Annotated in this window: 14 protein-coding genes; 6 read left to right on the top strand and 8 right to left on the bottom strand. The window is 61.7% G+C overall.

The window, feature by feature from the left end:
• Positions 1-240 precede the first annotated feature (240 nt).
• The 5 genes from RLCC275e_RS24770 (at position 241) to ggt (ending at position 6,361) form a co-directional block, all read left to right on the top strand.
• On the top strand, positions 241-1,188 hold the full coding sequence (locus RLCC275e_RS24770) for a BMP family protein (protein ID WP_245483569.1): 948 nt from the start codon (positions 241-243) through the stop codon (positions 1,186-1,188).
• Positions 1,188-2,750: an ABC transporter ATP-binding protein gene (locus RLCC275e_RS24765; RefSeq protein WP_033183074.1), complete on the top strand. Its 1,563-nt coding sequence runs from the start codon at positions 1,188-1,190 to the stop codon at positions 2,748-2,750. Before RLCC275e_RS24770 ends, RLCC275e_RS24765 begins: the two co-directional genes overlap by 1 nt.
• Positions 2,747-3,835: an ABC transporter permease gene (locus RLCC275e_RS24760; protein ID WP_033183075.1), complete on the top strand. Its 1,089-nt coding sequence runs from the start codon at positions 2,747-2,749 to the stop codon at positions 3,833-3,835. Before RLCC275e_RS24765 ends, RLCC275e_RS24760 begins: the two co-directional genes overlap by 4 nt.
• Positions 3,832-4,737: an ABC transporter permease gene (locus RLCC275e_RS24755; protein WP_033183076.1), complete on the top strand. Its 906-nt coding sequence runs from the start codon at positions 3,832-3,834 to the stop codon at positions 4,735-4,737. Before RLCC275e_RS24760 ends, RLCC275e_RS24755 begins: the two co-directional genes overlap by 4 nt.
• A 91-nt stretch (positions 4,738-4,828) precedes the next feature.
• Positions 4,829-6,361 (top strand): gamma-glutamyltransferase, encoded by a 1,533-nt coding sequence (gene ggt / locus RLCC275e_RS24750; protein ID WP_050516850.1) that lies wholly within the window; start codon positions 4,829-4,831, stop codon positions 6,359-6,361.
• Positions 6,362-6,475: 114 nt separating this feature from the next.
• Here ggt and RLCC275e_RS24745 read toward each other — a convergent pair whose 3' ends face one another.
• Positions 6,476-7,114, bottom strand: a complete 639-nt coding sequence (locus RLCC275e_RS24745) for a TetR/AcrR family transcriptional regulator (protein ID WP_033183078.1) — start codon at positions 7,112-7,114, stop codon at positions 6,476-6,478.
• 239 nt (positions 7,115-7,353) lie between these two features.
• On the opposite strand from RLCC275e_RS24745, the gene RLCC275e_RS24740 reads away from it, so the two are divergent.
• Positions 7,354-9,816, top strand: a complete 2,463-nt coding sequence (locus RLCC275e_RS24740; protein ID WP_033183079.1) for a glycoside hydrolase family 3 C-terminal domain-containing protein — start codon at positions 7,354-7,356, stop codon at positions 9,814-9,816.
• A 93-nt stretch (positions 9,817-9,909) separates the two neighbouring features.
• Here the strand turns inward: RLCC275e_RS24740 and RLCC275e_RS24735 are convergent, their stop codons facing one another.
• From RLCC275e_RS24735 to RLCC275e_RS24705, 7 genes are all read right to left on the bottom strand, one after another.
• Positions 9,910-10,446, bottom strand: a complete 537-nt coding sequence (locus RLCC275e_RS24735; protein ID WP_003562344.1) for an OmpA family protein — start codon at positions 10,444-10,446, stop codon at positions 9,910-9,912.
• A 13-nt stretch (positions 10,447-10,459) separates the two neighbouring features.
• Positions 10,460-11,134 carry a L,D-transpeptidase gene (locus tag RLCC275e_RS24730; protein WP_003562345.1) on the bottom strand — a complete coding sequence of 225 codons (675 nt, stop codon included), beginning with the start codon at positions 11,132-11,134 and terminating at the stop codon, positions 10,460-10,462.
• A gap of 203 nt (positions 11,135-11,337) precedes the next feature.
• A complete protein-coding gene (locus RLCC275e_RS24725) occupies positions 11,338-12,273 on the bottom strand; it encodes a dihydrodipicolinate synthase family protein (protein WP_033183080.1) in 936 nt (311 codons plus the stop codon).
• A gap of 25 nt (positions 12,274-12,298) precedes the next feature.
• Positions 12,299-13,252, bottom strand: coding sequence for an ABC transporter ATP-binding protein (locus RLCC275e_RS24720; RefSeq protein ID WP_003562348.1), 954 nt, complete (start codon positions 13,250-13,252; stop codon positions 12,299-12,301).
• Positions 13,253-14,269, bottom strand: a complete 1,017-nt coding sequence (locus RLCC275e_RS24715) for an ABC transporter ATP-binding protein (protein WP_003562349.1) — start codon at positions 14,267-14,269, stop codon at positions 13,253-13,255.
• A gap of 8 nt (positions 14,270-14,277) precedes the next feature.
• Positions 14,278-15,195, bottom strand: coding sequence for a dihydrodipicolinate synthase family protein (locus RLCC275e_RS24710; protein ID WP_003562350.1), 918 nt, complete (start codon positions 15,193-15,195; stop codon positions 14,278-14,280).
• Positions 15,196-15,213: 18 nt separating this feature from the next.
• The gene (locus RLCC275e_RS24705) at positions 15,214-16,092 is read right to left on the bottom strand and encodes an ABC transporter permease (protein WP_003562351.1); all 879 of its coding nucleotides are present in this window, start codon (positions 16,090-16,092) and stop codon (positions 15,214-15,216) included.
• Between the last annotated feature and the right edge of the window lie 2 nt (positions 16,093-16,094).

The following is a 16,094-nucleotide window of genomic DNA, read 5'->3' as shown; positions in this document are numbered from 1 at the left end:
GGTCCACGCACCCGGACTGCAGATCAATTGTGCAGCATTGAGCTGGATCTGGATAATAAATAATCATTTACTTACTTCGTTGCTGCAGACGCCGAAATTTCACGTTGATAATCAGACGGATATGGATCTGGCATAGGCTTTGCGTTCTCTTTTCAACGGGAGCTAAAGCGGTCCACCCGCCATCGTTCCGGCGTTCAATCAACAAAGGGAAGCAAAATGATCAAACGGCGAAATGTTCTCATGGCTATGACCACGCTTGCACTGGTCGGGACGAGCCTTGGCGGCGCGATGGCGCAAACCCCGTTGTCGGTCGGTATCCTTATTCCGGGATCGAAGACCGACAAAGGTTGGATGGAATCGGGTTATGACGGTCTGGTCGCGGCGCAGAAGAAATATGGCGACAAGATCGCCGTTCAGATGATTGAAAACATCAACTATGCAGACATGGAGCAGGCGCTTACGCAGCTCGCCTCCTCTAACGCACTGGTGATAGGCGTCGGCGGCCAGACCCAGGCTGCGGTGATGAAAATCGCGAAGCGTTTTCCCGACATCAAGTTCTCAATCGTCGGCGGCAATGCCGGCGCCGAACTCCCAAACGTCGCCGGTTATGATGTGAAACAGGCCGAGATCGCGTTCGTCGCAGGCGCGGCGGCCGCGATGCTCTCGAAGAGCGGCGCAGTGTCATATGTCGGCGGCATGGAACTCCCGTCGATCGTCAACGCCGGGAAAGAATTCGGTAACGGCGCGAAATACGTCAATCCGAATATCAAATATTTCGAAGCCTATACCGGCGACTTCGATGACCTCGCAAAGGCCAAGGAAGCGACGCTGACGGCGATCGCGCAAGGTGCGGACGTTCACTATCACATCCTGAACCTCGGCCTGCGCGGCATGGAGCAGGCCGCCAAGGAGAAGGGCACCCACATCATCGGCTCTTACACCAATTATTGCGGCACCGATCCGCTCTACTTGGCATATTCGATCACCGGTGTGGGCTTCCAGGTGAAATATGCGATCGACGAAACGATCGGGGGCACATGGAAGGCCGGTTACAAGCCCTTCGGCTTGGCGATGGGGCCGGAAGCTTCCGACATGGCTGTCTGCAACGCCACCGACGAAATGGCAAAGAAGCTCAAGGCCATCATCGAGGACATCAAGTCCGGCAAGATCAAGGTGCTGGAGGGCTGATGCGCAGCGAGAGAAGCATAGGGGCCAAGGCAGCGCCACTCCTTTCGTTGAAGGGTATCGGCAAGCTCTTCGGCGCGTTCGAGGCACTGGCGGGAATCGATATCGATTTTCACCCTTTCGAAGTCCATTGTCTCCTCGGCGAAAACGGCGCTGGGAAATCCACCCTTTGCAATCTCATCTTCGGCATCAATCGCCCCAGTGCTGGCCAAATGATTCTCGAGGGCAGACCCTACCTGCCCTCGAAACCGCGCGACGCGCTAACAAGTGGCATTGCCATGGTTCACCAGCATTTCAGCCTGGTGAATGAACTCTCGGTCATCGATAACCTCCTGCTCGGCCGTGGCTTCGGGCGGCTGGACAGAAAAGGCGAAAGTGAACGGCTCGAGGCGATGTCGCGGCGTTTCGGCCTTGAAATTTCGCCAGCCGCGATCGTCGGCGACCTGTCGGTCGGCCAGCGGCAGCGGGTCGAAATCGTCAAATGCCTCATGAACAGTCCGCGCGTCCTGGTGCTCGACGAACCGACCGCCGTGTTGTTGCCAGACGAGATCAGTGCCCTGCTCGGTATCTGCCGGCAGGTGGCCGAAAGCGGCTGCGCCGTGGTCATGGTTACCCATAAGCTCGCTGAGATCGAGCGCGTCGCAGATCGGGTCACCGTCCTTCATCGCGGACGAATTGCCGCTCGGTCGGATCAGCCCGCGTCCGAGATCAGCCGGCTTGTCGGAGCAATGATCCATCGTCCCGACATCGATCCGGATGCGGTGATTGGTGCCCGAGCCGTTGCCTCCCGCAAGCCTCAAACTCCCGTACGCCCGACCCGCGAAGCCATGCAGATAGATGGGATAACGGTTGTCGATCGTCTCGGTGTCAAGCGTCTCGACGACATCACTCTGACGGTCGGCTGCGGCGAAGTGGTTGGTATCGCCGGCGTTGAAGGCAACGGCCAAAGCGAACTCGGCGCCGTCCTTGCCGGCCTGCTGAGGCCAAGCGAGGGTCGTTGGTTTGCCGGGAACCGAGAACTCACAAAGGCGACCCCGCGCCAGATCACCGGGGCGGGCGTCGGCATCGTACCGGAGGATCGTCATGCGGTCGGAGCGATTTCCAGGATGACGCTGGCGGACAACCTGTTTCTCAATCGCATGCATCAGTTTAGCCGGTTCCGCATGATCGACCGTCGTGCACAGCGAAAGGCGGCCGAACAGGCAATGGCGCGTTTCGATGTTCGCGCCGCCGGACCGCTCGTTCCTTTTGGCAGCCTTTCGGGAGGCAACCAGCAGAAGGCGGTTCTCGGGCGTGAACTGACCACGCAGAATCTCAACTTCCTACTTGCCGCGCAACCGACGCGGGGCCTGGATGTCGGCGCGATCGAAGCGGTCTACGGGCTGGTCCGCGATGCCGCCGATGCCGGCGTTGGCGTACTTCTGATTTCATCCGAACTGGACGAATTGATTTCCGTCGCCGACCGGATCCTTGTCTTCTATCGTGGACGGATCGTCGGTGAACATGTCGCGCGGCCGGAGAACGGCCACGCTATCGGGGCACTGATGTCGGGGCAGGCAGCATGAGTGCAAGCACGACAGCAAATGCATCATCCTTTTCACCTCGCTCCGCCCTTCTGCCCGTGCTTCTTCCGGCTGCTGCCGTGCTTGCGGCCCTGGTGGTGGGGATGATCGTCGTGGTCGCCATGGGTGTAACGCTCGACAAGGCGGTCATGGCATTCTATCGCGGCGCTTTCGGCAATGCATATGCGATCTCAGCCTCGCTCAACCGCGCGGTCGCGCTCGCGCTCGTCGGCGTTGGCTTCGTCATCGCCAACCGTGCCGGCCTGACCAATGTCGGCGGCGAGGGCCAGATCGCTATCGGAGGCATCGTCGCCACCGCATTCTGTCTGATGCCCGGAATGGCAGACCTGCCCCTCGGGCTTTCCTATCTGCTGCCGCTCCTTGCTGCATCACTTGCCGGCGGGCTTTGGGGTGGGATTGCCGGAATGTTGCGGGTCAGGGCAGGCACCAATGAGGTTATTGCCACCCTCCTTCTCTCCTTTATCGCTGTCTGGCTTCTGTACTGGTGCGTGCAATCGGAGAACCTGTTGCGCCAGCCAATGACCAGTGCGGCGACATTGCCCGAATCGCTTGCCATTCCAGAGGCGACTCAGGTGCCGTTGCTGACCGGATCTTACAGCTCCCCGGTAACGCTCGGCCTGCCCATCCTGCTGGGGATTGCAATCATCGCGGCAATCCTGTTGCGCAGGTCGCTTTATGGCTTCGCCCTAAGCGCCGTCGGGCTGAACCCCATTGCCGCCGCCCGGGCGGGTGTGGCGGTCGGTTTTACTATCATATCGGCCATGTGCCTCGCCGGCGCATTGGGCGGGTTGGCAGGCGGCCTGATGCTACAGGGTGAGCAATATTCACTAAAGGCCGGCTTTTCCTCCGGCTACGGTTTCGACGGCCTCGTGGTCGGACTGCTTGCGCGCGGGTCGGTGACGGGCGTGATTGCCGGCGCATTGCTGTTCGGGTTCCTGCGTTCGGGGGGCATTTCCATGGAAATGGCAGCCGGCGTGCCTTCGGCGTTGATCGACGTGCTACAGGGCCTGATCGTCCTGACGATCGCCAGCGCCGCTTATTATCTCGAGCGGAGAATTGCACGATGACGGCAGAGCTCTTCACCCTGTTCCTCGCCTCGACAGTCCGGCTCGCGGTGCCGCTTTTGTTTGCGGCGACTGGAGAACTCGTGTCCGAGCGAGCGGGGGTCGTCAACATGAGCGTCGAAGGCATGATGCTGACCGGGGCTTTCGGTGGTGCGATGGGGGCGGCCTACACCGGATCGCCCATGCTCGGACTCTGCTGCGCCATCCTCGCCGTGCTGCCCATCGCTGTGCTGCAATCGGTGATGACCAACACGCTGCGTGCCAATCAGATTGTCACCGGCATCGGCATCAACATCATGGCTCTCGGCGTGACGACGCTGGGCTACCGAGCCCTTTTCGGTGCAAGATCCCGTGACATCATCCCCGGCTTCGATGCCTGGTCGCCGCCGTTGCTCGGACAAATACCGCTGGTGGGGGGCGTTTTCCAACAAGTGTGGCTGTTTTACCTGGCAGCCGCCATTATCGCTGTCGTTGGCTACGTCCTGGAACGGACCGGCCTAGGCATCGTTTTGCGCGCCGCCGGCGACAATCCGCAATCGGTCATCCGTTCGGGTGCGCCATTGAAGGGTGTCCGGCATGCAGCCGTGATCTTCACCGGGGTGATGTCGGCCCTTGGCGGCGCCTTCCTGTCGATCGGCGACATTCACACCTTTACCGAGGGCATGACAAATGGTGCTGGTTACCTGGCGATCGTCGCCGTGATCTTCGGCAGTTGGCGGCTCTGGCGGACAGTGGCCGCCTGCCTCCTGTTCGGCGCGGCAACCGCACTGCAATTTCAATTGCCGGCCTTTGGCATTCATATTCCGAATGCGCTGTTGATCATGATGCCTTATCTGCTGGCATTGCTGGCTGTTGCTGGTGTGGTTGGCCACCAGACAGCACCGCGGGCGTTGACCCAGAATTAAAAAAACACGCCAATAAGACGAAAGGGCAGGAATCGTGAGAGAACGCAATTATATAGACCCCGGCCGCTCGCCGGCCATCGGCGAAAACGGCATGGCGGCAACCTCGCACCCGGCCGCGACGCTGACAGCGATCGACATTCTGCGCGCCGGCGGCAATGCGATCGATGCCGCTCTGGCGGCGGTCGCTGTTCAGAGTGTCGTCGAGCCGGCGATGACCGGCATCGGCGGTGATTGCTTTGCGATCGTTGCCCCAGCAGGAAAACCCATTATTGCGTTCAACGGATCCGGCCGATCCTGTGCGAGGGCTGATGCTGAGCGCTTGCGTGCGAAAGGCTTGTCGCGGATCGATGAAGAAAGCCCGGACGCCGTCACCATTCCCGGCGCCGTCGATGCCTGGTGCCAGCTTTCGCAGACATTCGGCCGAATGGAACTCGCCGAGATCCTGGCGCCGGCCATTGCGCTCGCAGACAACGGCTTCCGCGTTGCCGGCCGGGTAGCGTATGATTGGGCGCGCGAAGGTAAGCGGCTGGAGCACCATGAGGCGGCGCGTACGCAATTCCTGCCGGGTGGCAAGGCGCCGACGACCGGCGACCGCTTTTCCATACCCGCATTGGCGGCCACCTTGCGGGCGATCGCCGCCAATGGCCGTGCCGCCTTCTATGAAGGCGCCGTTGCCGAGGAAATGGTCTCCGTGCTTCGCGAATGCGGCGGCCGCCATACTGTAGATGATTTCTCACGCCATCGCGGCTTTGCGACCGAGCCGATCGGTGCGGATTTCCGCGGCCGTCGTGTGCTGGAATGCCCGCCAAACGGCCAGGGTCTCGCCGCTCTGCTGATTGCCCGGATCCTTGACGGATTCGATCTGTCGGATGACGCCGTAAGCGAGGCCGATCGTGTTCACCTCCTGGCTGAAGCCAGCAAGGCGGCCTATCATCAGCGTGACCTGCTGATCGCCGATCCGGACCATATGCGGATTTCCGTCGAGGAAGTTCTGAGCGAGCGTTTCGTTGCCGCATTACGATCCAGAATACGAATGGACCGGGCAAGCGAAGCATCGATCTGGGATGGTCCGGTTCATCGCGATACCGTCTACCTGTCGGTCGTCGATCGTGACGGCAATGCAGTTTCGCTGATCAATTCGCTATTCTCCGCGTTTGGCAGCGGCATCTACGCACCGGTATCGGGGGTCCTGTTGCAGAACCGCGGAAGCGGCTTCTCACTGAACGAAGGCCACGCCAATGAACTCGCACCGCGAAAGCTGCCGCTGCACACGATCATTCCGGGCATGGTGGTCCACAATAACTTGCCCGTGATGCCCTTCGGCGTCATGGGCGGGCAGTTCCAGGCGACGGGCCACGCACATTTCCTCTCGCATCTCTACGACCGCGGCTTCGATCCGCAGCGCGCCAACGAGGCGCCGCGCAGCTTCTCCTTTGACGGCAGACTGTCGCTTGAGCCCGCGTTCGGCGATAAGGTCCGCGCCGAGCTGGAAGAGCGCGGCCACCGTACGGAATGGGCAAACGCGCCAATCGGCGGCTGCCAGGCGGTTCTTATCGACAGGGCTCGGGGCGTGTTTATCGGAAGCTCGGATCACAGGAAGGACGGGTTTGCGCTTGGATATTGATACTGAAGGGAACCACCTGCGCGTGCCTCTTCGGTCTTCAAGGCTAGCATGAAAATCAAGGTGCCGGCTGCTGATTACATCTTTCAGGAGCCCTTGCGACGCGGCCAACCAAGCTCAGTCCTCTAAACCAAGGCTCGCCAGCAGGCGGTTGATATAGGCTTCCAACCCGCCGACCATGTCGAAGCGAGTGGGATCGCGCAGCCAGAGCATCTGAAGGCCGTCCATCACGGCGATCAGCTCGGCTGCCATCGCCCGGCCATCGATCTTGCCGTCTATCGAGCCATCGGCAACGGCCCGTTCGAAGGTCGCCGCGATGTCGTTCTGCAGCTGAGTGGCGCGATCGAGAAACCATGCCTTGGCCGGGTGATCCTTCATGAGGCTTTCGGCATTCAGGATGGCGAAGGCCCTGATGACCTCGATCATTTCGGCGTTGCGGCGGAAGACCCCGACCATGCCCTTGAGCAGGCCGCGGAGGTCTGAACGGTAGGGCCCGATGAAGTTTTCGCTTTCGAGATCGCGCTTGTCCAGAATGGCAAGCAGGAGATCGACCTTGGTCGGAAAATGGTGCAGCAGGCCGGGCAGCGACAGGCCGACGTCGCGGGCGACATCGCCGATGGCAGCATTCTGGTAGCCGTCTTCGGCAAAGCGCCGCATCGCAGCCTTCAGGATCTCCGCGCGGCGCGCTTCGCCCTTGCTGGATCTGCGTCGTCGCTTTTCGTCCTGTCCGGTCTTCGATTCGAATAACTCTGCCATCGTCACTCCCGTCGGTTTCTTCTAGCGACAAGCTAGCGATCGGCAACCCTCCCATCGATTTCTCGGGCGCTCTCTATTCCTATATCAGGCGTGATCAGTTGACATCTTAAAAATACCGAGTAATCGGTAGGTTTAAGAACTGCCTTGCGAGGAGACTTTAGCGGCGCCGCCGGATGGATTGGCACCGTACAGAGGGCAGCACTTCGCAATGCCCGAATTCCATTGAAGGGGAGGTTTGCATGATCGATTCCATTCTCGACAAGATGACGCTCGAGGAGCAGGTCTCGCTGCTCTCAGGCGCGGATTTCTGGACGACGGTTCCCGTCGAGCGTCTTGGTGTGCCGAAGATCAAGGTGACGGACGGACCGAATGGCGCCCGCGGCGCGGGTTCGCTGGTCGGCGGCGTCAAGGCGACCTGCTTTCCCACTGCCATCGCGCTCGGCGCCACCTGGAATCCCGATCTCGTCGAGCGCATGGGTGTCGCGCTTGCCCACCAGGCGAAGAGCAAGGGTGCCGCCGTACTGCTCGCGCCCACAGTGAATATCCATCGTTCCGGGCTCAACGGGCGAAATTTCGAATGTTATTCCGAGGATCCGATGCTGACCGCCGAACTCGCCGTCGCCTATATCAAGGGCGTGCAGAGCCAGGGGATCGCCGCGACGATCAAGCACTTCGCCGGCAATGAATCCGAGATCGAGCGGCAGACCATGTCTTCCGATATCGACGAGCGGACGTTGCGCGAAATCTACTTTCCGCCCTTCGAACAGGCCGTCCGGCGCGCTGGCGTGATGGCCGTCATGTCCTCCTACAACCGTCTCAACGGCACCTATACGAGCGAGCATGAGTGGCTGCTGACCAAAGTGCTGCGCGAGGAATGGGGATTCGACGGCATCGTCATGTCCGACTGGTTCGGTTCGCATTCGACGGCCGAGACGATCAATGCCGGTCTCGATCTCGAAATGCCCGGCCCGGCGCGCGATCGCGGCGAGAAATTGGTTGCGGCCGTGCGCGAGGGCAGGGTTGAAGCGACGACCGTGCGCGCGGCGGCGGGGCGGATCCTGCTTCTGCTCGAGCGGATCGGTGCGTTCGAGAAGAAGCCCGATCTCACGGAGCAGGCAGTCGACCTGCCGGAAGACCGGGCGCTGATCCGGCGTCTCGGCGCAGAGGGCGCAGTCCTTTTAAAGAACGACGGCATACTGCCGCTTGCTAAGACGTCGCTCGACCGGATCGCCGTCATTGGACCCAACGCCGCGAGCGCGCGCGTCATGGGCGGCGGCAGCGCGCAGATCGCGGCGCATTATACGGTCAGCCCGCTCGAAGGGATTCGAGCGGCCCTTTCCAATGCCAACAGCGTCAGCCACGCTGTCGGCTGCCGCCATAACCGTCTGATCGAGGTGGCCAAGGGAAAGATCACCGTCGAATATTTCAAGGGGCGTGGTTGTCAGGGCACTCCGCTTCATGTCGAAACCGTCGACAAGGGTGAGTTCTTCTGGTTCGAGCTGCCGTCGGCCGAGCTCGACCCCACCGATTTCTCGGCGCGGATGACGATGCAATTCGTGCCGGAGGAGAGCGGCGCCCATGTCTTCGGCATGACCAATGCCGGACTGGCGCGGCTCTTCGTCGATGGCAGGCTGACGGTCGACGGCGATGACGGCTGGACACGCGGCGAGAACTACTTCGGCACTGCCAATGACGAACAGCGCGGCACGGTGGCGCTCGATGCGGGCAAAGCCCATGCCGTCACCGTCGAGTATGATCCGCCGGTGGCGAATGGAGAGGGGATCAACCTCACGGCCATTCGGTTTGGCGTCGAAAAGCCCTTGGGCGAGGCCGATATCGAGGACGCCGTCGAGACGGCGCTGAATGCCGATGTGGCGCTTCTCTTCGTCGGCCGCGACGGCGAATGGGATACCGAGGGCTTGGATTTACCCGACATGCGGCTTCCGGGTCGGCAGGAAGAGCTGATCAAGCGCGTTGCGGCCGTCAACGCCAACACTGTGGTCGTGCTGCAGACCGGCGGTCCGGTGGAAATGCCCTGGCTCGGCAAGGTTCGGGCCGTGCTGCAAATCTGGTATCCCGGGCAGGAGCTGGGCAATGCCGTCGCCGATGTCCTGTTCGGCGATGTCGAGCCCGGCGGGCGCCTTCCACAGACATTCCCGAAGGCGCTTGCCGACAATTCCGCGATAACAGGTGATCCGGCCGTCTATCCGGGTAAGGATGGGCATGTTCGGTATGCCGAAGGCGTCTTCGTCGGCTATCGTCATCACGATACGCGCGCCGTCGAACCGCTCTTCCCCTTCGGTTTCGGCCTTGGCTATACGCGCTTCAGCTGGAGCGAGCCGCGCCTGTCGGCGAGCGAAATGGGTGCCGAAGGCGTGACGGTCAGCATCGATCTGACCAATATCGGCGATCGGGCCGGATCGGAACTGGTCCAGCTCTATGTGCGTTCGCCAAAGTCAAAGGTGGCGCGGCCGGAGAAGGAACTGCGCGCCTTCGCAAAGCTTTCGCTGCTGCCCGGTGAGACCGGCACAGCCGAAATGAAGATCATGCCGCGCGACCTCGCTTATTTCGACGTCAAGGCCGGCGCCTTCCGCGCCGAACCCGGCGACTACCAGCTGGTGGTGGCTGCGAATGCCGCGAATATCAGGTTCGTCATCGAGCTGTCGTCAGCACTCGAATATGTCCTGCCACCCTCGTATTAAACGCAGGTTGGCGAGATCCATGTCGTATTCGAGCTGAGCCCGGCCGATAGCGCTTGGCGCGTCTGCGCCAAGCGTTGAGTGGTTCGAGCTGGATCAGGCCGCGTCGGGCTGGGTGCGGAGATTGGTGACTACGCGCCGGTTCTGCACCCTGCAGGAGCGATCTGTGCAGTCTCGGACTTCGCGCTCGTTCCCGTAGCCCCTCGCCCACATCCGCTTCGCGTCCACACCCTTGGAGGCAAGATAGGCCATGGCGGCATCGGCGCGCTTCTGCGACAACGCCTCCATTTGGGATGCGGAGCCGGAATCGTCGGCAAATCCCTGCAGCTTGAGCAGCCAAGTCGGGTTCCTGTTGAGCCAGGCGGCTTGGTTATCCAGCGTTGCCATGGCGACGGAATCGAGTGCGGCGGAGTCCTGCTTGAAATAGATCCGTCGGCCGACATTGAGGATGAAATCCTCTTCACTGCCAGCCCCTACATTCTCGAACCCGGGGGCGGGATCGTTGGTCTGGCCGGTCATCGGCGCAGCCGCGGGTTCTTCCAAAGAGGCGATCTCAGTGGTGGAGCAGGCGGCGAGCGCCAAGAGCATGGCCGCGGCGAGAAGGCGCCTCGCATATCCTGTTGTAGCAGACATCAGGGAATATTCCTCACTCGACCGTGGTTGTTTGGCTGACCTGCGCGGCACTTTCAGCCTGGTCGGCGATATGCGGCAGAACCTGCACCGCGGTGCCGATGGGGCAACGCTGGTAAAGATCGATGGCGTCTTCGTTGAACATGCGGATACAGCCGCTGGAGGCATCCTTGCCGATGCTCCACGGCTCCAACGTGCCGTGGAAGCGATAGCCGGTGTCGACGCCGTCGCGATGCAGGTACATGGCGCGGGGGCCAAGCGGATTCTTCGGTGAGCCTCCCGCCACGAATTCGGGCAGTTCAGGATGGCGCTTGCGCATCTCCGGCGGTGGCGTCCAGCGCGGCCAAAGCGATTTGGCGTCGATCGTCGCACGGCCAAACCATTTGAAGCCCTCGCGGCCGACGCCGACGCCGTAGCGGATGGCCGTCTTGTTCTCCATGATCACATAGAGAAAATGGTGTCTCGTATCGACGACGACGGTGCCGATCGGCTCGCTGCTGAAATATTTGACGACCTGGCGGTGCCACTTCCTGTCGATCTTGGCGAAGTCGGTCCTTCGGAACGTCACGCCATTGTCGACGGTGGTGCCGTCGAAAAAGGAAGACGCCGCGGCGAATACCGGTTTCCGCAGCGCGCCGGCGCCAAGCAACGCCAATCCACCAAGCACAATATTTCTGCGAGTCCACGGCATCGGCAATATCCCCCTTAGAGCCAAGCAGCGAAGTATCAGTAAATCAGATTTTTCATTTGCGACAACAGAAAATTCTTCTCCTCCCTCAAGAACGAGATCGAGTTGCGGGTCTCTGGATTGTATTGCACTGGTCGTTACTCCACGAGGACGATGTTACGCGCAGCAAACCCACAGATCATTTGATCCGCTCGACCCGAGCAAACTCAGGGGAAAAGATCGGGGAGTTCGGAGCGTGCGATGCGTCGCAACCTGACCGCTTCTGCCATGTCTATCGAGCGATAAGGAAACCGCAAACGGGTGTCCACGGGTCCCCAATTGCCGATGGCACTCAAAAGTTTATCGAGAGCGGCATTCGAATAGCCAAATTCCTGGCGAAAGGAAACGATATGCGCGTCCATAAACGCGCAGATGCGTCGCTCAAGATCGAGTGCGGCGTCGATATCGTTTCGCATCGAGACCGTCCAGGTCTGAGCACCGCGGGGGCTGAGGCAGGCGACATTGGAAAAGGAGCCAGTTGCCACACCTTCGTTGATGCCGGTTGCGAGATGATGGCCGGGGACGAAGAGTGACAGCCCGGACAGATGCCGGCGCGCCTCGGCATACCAGGGGCCGTCGCCATCGGCGAGCTTGATGCCGATCACCTCAGGCACCGCGGCGCAGACCATGCCGAGCTCCTTTGGCGCCAGCACGCGTTTTGCATGAGGCGGATTGTAGAGGATGAGCGGAATTCCGTCGGCAGCCTCGGCCGCTCGTTTCAGGAAGTCGACCGCTTCGGCATCGGTGAGCGGCCACCAGTCCGGCAAGATGACCTGAATGGCGCGGGGATCGAGCGCGGCGGCGCGGCGGACGCGATTGAGCATGATCAGCGGGTCGGGCTGGCAGGCGCCGATGACGAATGAGGTTGAAGACGTTTTGCAACGCTCGGCCAGCATTGCCTGGATGCAGTCGAACTCCACCTCCGTCTGATTGTGGAATTCGCCGGCGGTGCCATTTGAGTAAATACCATCGACGCCCGTATCGATGAGGATGTCGATCTCTTCGCCGAGCTTGTCGAATTCAATGCTGTCATCGGCTGCGATCGGCAAAAGCAGGCTCGCCCAATTTCCGCCGATGGCGGGATGCGGCGTCTTCGCATTCATCTGTTTTTCTCCGGTGGATGACGGATCAGTTGAGGTCGTCGCGAATGCAGGCCTTGAAGTGGCCGGGAGCGACTTCCCGCAATTGCGGAACGGCGCCGGCGCAGGCCTCGAGAGCGCTCGGACAGCGCGTGCGAAAAACACATCCGCTCGGCGGATTGGCCGGGCTGGGAATATCGCCTTTCAGGATCTGCCTGTTACGGCGAGCGTCCGGATCGGGCGACGGAATCGCCGAGAGCAGCGCGCGCGTATAGGGATGCTGCGGTCTCGCATAGAGATCGGCACTTGGTGCGATTTCCATGATGCGGCCGAGATAGAGCACGATCACCCGGTCGCAGATATATTCGACGACGGCAAGGTCATGCGAGATGAACAGCATGGTCAGGCCAAGCCGCTGCTGCAGGTCGCGCAGCAGGTTGATCACCTGCGCCTGGATCGACACGTCGAGCGCCGAGACCGGCTCGTCGGCGACGATGAATTCGGGCGACAAGGTCAACGCACGGGCAATCCCGATGCGCTGGCGCTGGCCACCGGAAAACTCATGCGCGTATCGATTGATTGCGTCGGCGGGCAGATCGACCTCCGCCAAGGCCGACTGCGCCCGTTCAAGCCTGTCACGGGCGGTGCCGATTCCCTGGATCTTCAGGCCTTCCGTCAGGATCTCGCCGATGGTCATGCGCGGCGAAAGGCTGGCGAAGGGGTCCTGGAAAATATACTGCATGCGCCGCCGCTGCCGTCTGAGCGCCGAGGCGGAAAGTGCCGTAAGTTCCGTCCCGTCGAATCGGACGCTGCCGGACGACGGCTCGACGAGGCGAAGGACGGAACGCCCGATCGTGGTCTTTCCACTGCCGGATTCGCCGACAAGCCCGACAACTTCACCCTTGCCGATATCGAACGAGATGCCCTGGAGAATGTTCAGCCGCGTGCCGCGGGAAGTATAATGTTTCGAAAGGTCGCGGACGGAAAGCAGCGGTGCGCTCATCTAGATCTCCTGCCATCTGATGCAGCGGCTGCGGTGCTGCGGATTGACCTGTTCGAGCTCGGGAACCGCGACGCGACAGGCATCGATCGCGAATTTGCAGCGCGGGGAAAAGGCGCAGCCGCTCGGCATGTTCATCAGGCTCGGGACCATGCCGGGAATGGCGGCGAGCTTTTCGCCGGCCTGTTTCATCCGCGCCGCATCGCCAAGGCGCGGCATCGAGGCAAGAAGTCCCATGGTGTAGGGGTGCTTGGGATTGCGGAAAACCTCGCCGACCGGCCCTTCTTCGACGATCCGGCCGGCATACATCACCGCCACGCGATGGGCGATTTCGGCGACGACGCCGAGATTGTGGGTGACAAAGAGCATGGCCATGCCGCGCTCGCGCTGCAGTTTGAGGAGCAGGTCGAGAATCTGCGCCTGGATCGTCACGTCGAGCGCCGTGGTCGGCTCGTCGGCGATCAGCAGCGCCGGATCGCAGGCGAGCGCCATGGCGATCGTCGCGCGCTGCCGCATGCCGCCCGACAGTTCGTGTGGATATTGGCCGGCACGGCGTCGGGCGTCCGGTATGCCGACGCTTTCAAGCAACGCGACGGCTGCGTTCATCGCCGCCTTGCGATCGGCGCCGCGATGGATGCGGATCGGCTCGGCGATCTGGTCGCCGATGGTGAAGACCGGATTGAGGCTCGACATCGGCTCCTGGAATATCATGCCGATGTCGTCGCCCCTGATCCTGCGCATGCTCTCTTCGTCGAGGGAGACGAGATCGCGGACCACGCCGTTCCCCGTCGCAAGGCGGATACTGCCTGCGGCGATCACGCCGATGTTGCGGGTGAGCAGCCGCATGACGGACAGGCTGGTGACCGACTTGCCGGAGCCGGATTCGCCGACGAGCGCAAGCGTCTCGCCGGCGGCAACGGTCAGGTCGATATCGTTGACCGCCGTGATCTCGCGGCCGCGGATGCGGAAGATCGTTCGCAATCCCTCGATGTCGAGTACGGGTTCGGCGGTCTGTTCCATCAGCCGGCTCAGTTCAGCAGGCCGGTTGCACGCAGGATCTCGTCGATCCGCGCCGTTTCGGCATCGTTGAGGGAGGCACGCGGCCGCGGCATGACGGCGGAATCGATGATGCCGAGGCTGCGCATAGCGGTCTTGAAGGCGCCGATGCCGGCTGCGCCGCCACTGACGCGGCCCTGCGCGACCCAGACGATTTCGAAGAGGCGGCAGAGGCGCTCCTGTTCCTTCTTCGCGGCGACCCAGTCGCCGCGCTGCGCAGCATTCCAAAGGCGGACATAGCCGTGCGGATCGACATTGGCGATACCAGGGACAACACCATGGGCGCCCATCAGCAGGGCGGTGTCGACGACGATCTCGGAGCCGGTCATCAGGAAGACGTCCTTGTGTTCGGCTAGGTCGAGGAGCGCATAGCGGAAGTTGCCGTCATCGCCGCTGGAATCCTTGAGGCCGATTATGGCGCCTTCCCTGGCAAGCGTGACCACGGTCTGGCGCTGCAGCTTGACGTGAACGCAGACTGGAATGTCGTAGGCGACCAGCGGAACATCCACCGCGTCGCGGATATAACGAAAGTGGTCGAGGATCTCGGACTGGCTGGTGACCGTATAGAATGGCGCCGTCACCACGACCGCATCGGCGCCAGCGGCCTTTGCGACCTTCGCATGGGCGATGACGCGATCCGTGGTCGGATCAATGACGCCGACGATCAGCGGTACGCGGCCATTCACCACCCTGGCCGAATGCTCGATGATGTCCCGCCGGGTCTTTTCGTCATGGAAGATCACCTCGCTCGTCGAGCCGAGCACGAATACGCCATGGCAGCCGGCATCGATCAGATGCTCGAGCACGCGTGTATAGGATGGGTAGTCGACGGTGAGATCCGGATTGAGCGGTGTTACGACAGGGGGGACGACACCCTTGAATTTGGTCATTTTCGCTTCTTTCGATTGTCAGTTCAGTTCGGCACGCGGGTCGAAGGCATCTCTGAGGCCATCGCCAATGAAGTTGATTGCCAGGACGGCAAGGATCAGCGCGGCGCCGGGGAAGAGCCATTGCCACGGATATTGTTCGAGCACGGCGGTCGAGCGGGCCGCGTTCAGCATGTTGCCCCAGCTTGCCGCCGGCGGGGCGATGCCGAGGCCAAGGAAGGACAGGCCCGCCTCGAGCAGGATGGCATTGGCGATCTGCAGCGTTGCATAGACCACGAGGATATCGATCGAGTTCGGCAGGCCGTGGCGAAAGAGCAAATGTCCGATGCCGGCGCCCATGCCGCGGGCAGCCATGACGAAGTCGCGTTCACGCAATTCCAGCAGCCGCGAGCGGATCATGCGCGCAAGCAGCGGCCAGGAAAGCAGCGAGATGACCAGCACCGTCGGCCAGATGCCGGTGCCGGCAATCGAGGCGAGCACAAGCAGGAAGATGACGGGCGGCAGGGTCATCACCAGATCGACGAAGCGCATCGAGACGGCGTCCGTCCAGCGTCCGGCAAGCGCCGAGATCGCCCCGAAAAGAAAACCGATGACCGCGGAAAGCGCAGTCGATGCGACGGCGACCAGCAGCGAAATCCGGCCGCCTTCGAGCACGCGCGCGAAGACGTCGCGGCCGACACCGTCGGCTCCGAACCAGTGCGTTGCCGTCGGGCCGCTATTCATGGCCAGAAGATCGATGTCGTTCGGCCGGAAAGCCCACCATAGCGGATAGGAAAGGATCAACAGCAGCATCGGAATGGCAATGCAGACGCCGGCAACGGCTGCGCGGTTGAGCAGAAACCGACTGAAGGCGTGGGCAAGTGGTCCGGGGCTCCGGCGTTCGGAAGAGCGTGCCAGCATGA

The organism is Rhizobium brockwellii (genome assembly GCF_000769405.2).
Lineage (GTDB): Bacteria > Pseudomonadota > Alphaproteobacteria > Rhizobiales > Rhizobiaceae > Rhizobium > Rhizobium brockwellii.
Note: the sequence above shows the minus strand (reverse complement) of the source record. Positions and strands in the feature narration are given on the sequence as shown.

What these genes read in the sequence shown, in the direction of transcription:
- RLCC275e_RS24770 (WP_245483569.1), top strand. Translation starts at nt 241, where the DNA reads ATGGCTATGACCACGCTTGCACTGGTCGGGACGAGCCTTGGCGGCGCG.
- RLCC275e_RS24765 (WP_033183074.1), top strand. Translation starts at nt 1,188, where the DNA reads ATGCGCAGCGAGAGAAGCATAGGGGCCAAGGCAGCGCCACTCCTTTCG.
- RLCC275e_RS24760 (WP_033183075.1), top strand. Translation starts at nt 2,747, where the DNA reads ATGAGTGCAAGCACGACAGCAAATGCATCATCCTTTTCACCTCGCTCC.
- RLCC275e_RS24755 (WP_033183076.1), top strand. Translation starts at nt 3,832, where the DNA reads ATGACGGCAGAGCTCTTCACCCTGTTCCTCGCCTCGACAGTCCGGCTC.
- ggt (WP_050516850.1), top strand. Translation starts at nt 4,829, where the DNA reads ATGGCGGCAACCTCGCACCCGGCCGCGACGCTGACAGCGATCGACATT.
- RLCC275e_RS24745 (WP_033183078.1), bottom strand. Translation starts at nt 7,114, where the DNA reads ATGGCAGAGTTATTCGAATCGAAGACCGGACAGGACGAAAAGCGACGA.
- RLCC275e_RS24740 (WP_033183079.1), top strand. Translation starts at nt 7,354, where the DNA reads ATGATCGATTCCATTCTCGACAAGATGACGCTCGAGGAGCAGGTCTCG.
- RLCC275e_RS24735 (WP_003562344.1), bottom strand. Translation starts at nt 10,446, where the DNA reads ATGTCTGCTACAACAGGATATGCGAGGCGCCTTCTCGCCGCGGCCATG.
- RLCC275e_RS24730 (WP_003562345.1), bottom strand. Translation starts at nt 11,134, where the DNA reads ATGCCGTGGACTCGCAGAAATATTGTGCTTGGTGGATTGGCGTTGCTT.
- RLCC275e_RS24725 (WP_033183080.1), bottom strand. Translation starts at nt 12,273, where the DNA reads ATGAATGCGAAGACGCCGCATCCCGCCATCGGCGGAAATTGGGCGAGC.
- RLCC275e_RS24720 (WP_003562348.1), bottom strand. Translation starts at nt 13,252, where the DNA reads ATGAGCGCACCGCTGCTTTCCGTCCGCGACCTTTCGAAACATTATACT.
- RLCC275e_RS24715 (WP_003562349.1), bottom strand. Translation starts at nt 14,269, where the DNA reads ATGGAACAGACCGCCGAACCCGTACTCGACATCGAGGGATTGCGAACG.
- RLCC275e_RS24710 (WP_003562350.1), bottom strand. Translation starts at nt 15,195, where the DNA reads ATGACCAAATTCAAGGGTGTCGTCCCCCCTGTCGTAACACCGCTCAAT.
- RLCC275e_RS24705 (WP_003562351.1), bottom strand. Translation starts at nt 16,092, where the DNA reads ATGCTGGCACGCTCTTCCGAACGCCGGAGCCCCGGACCACTTGCCCAC.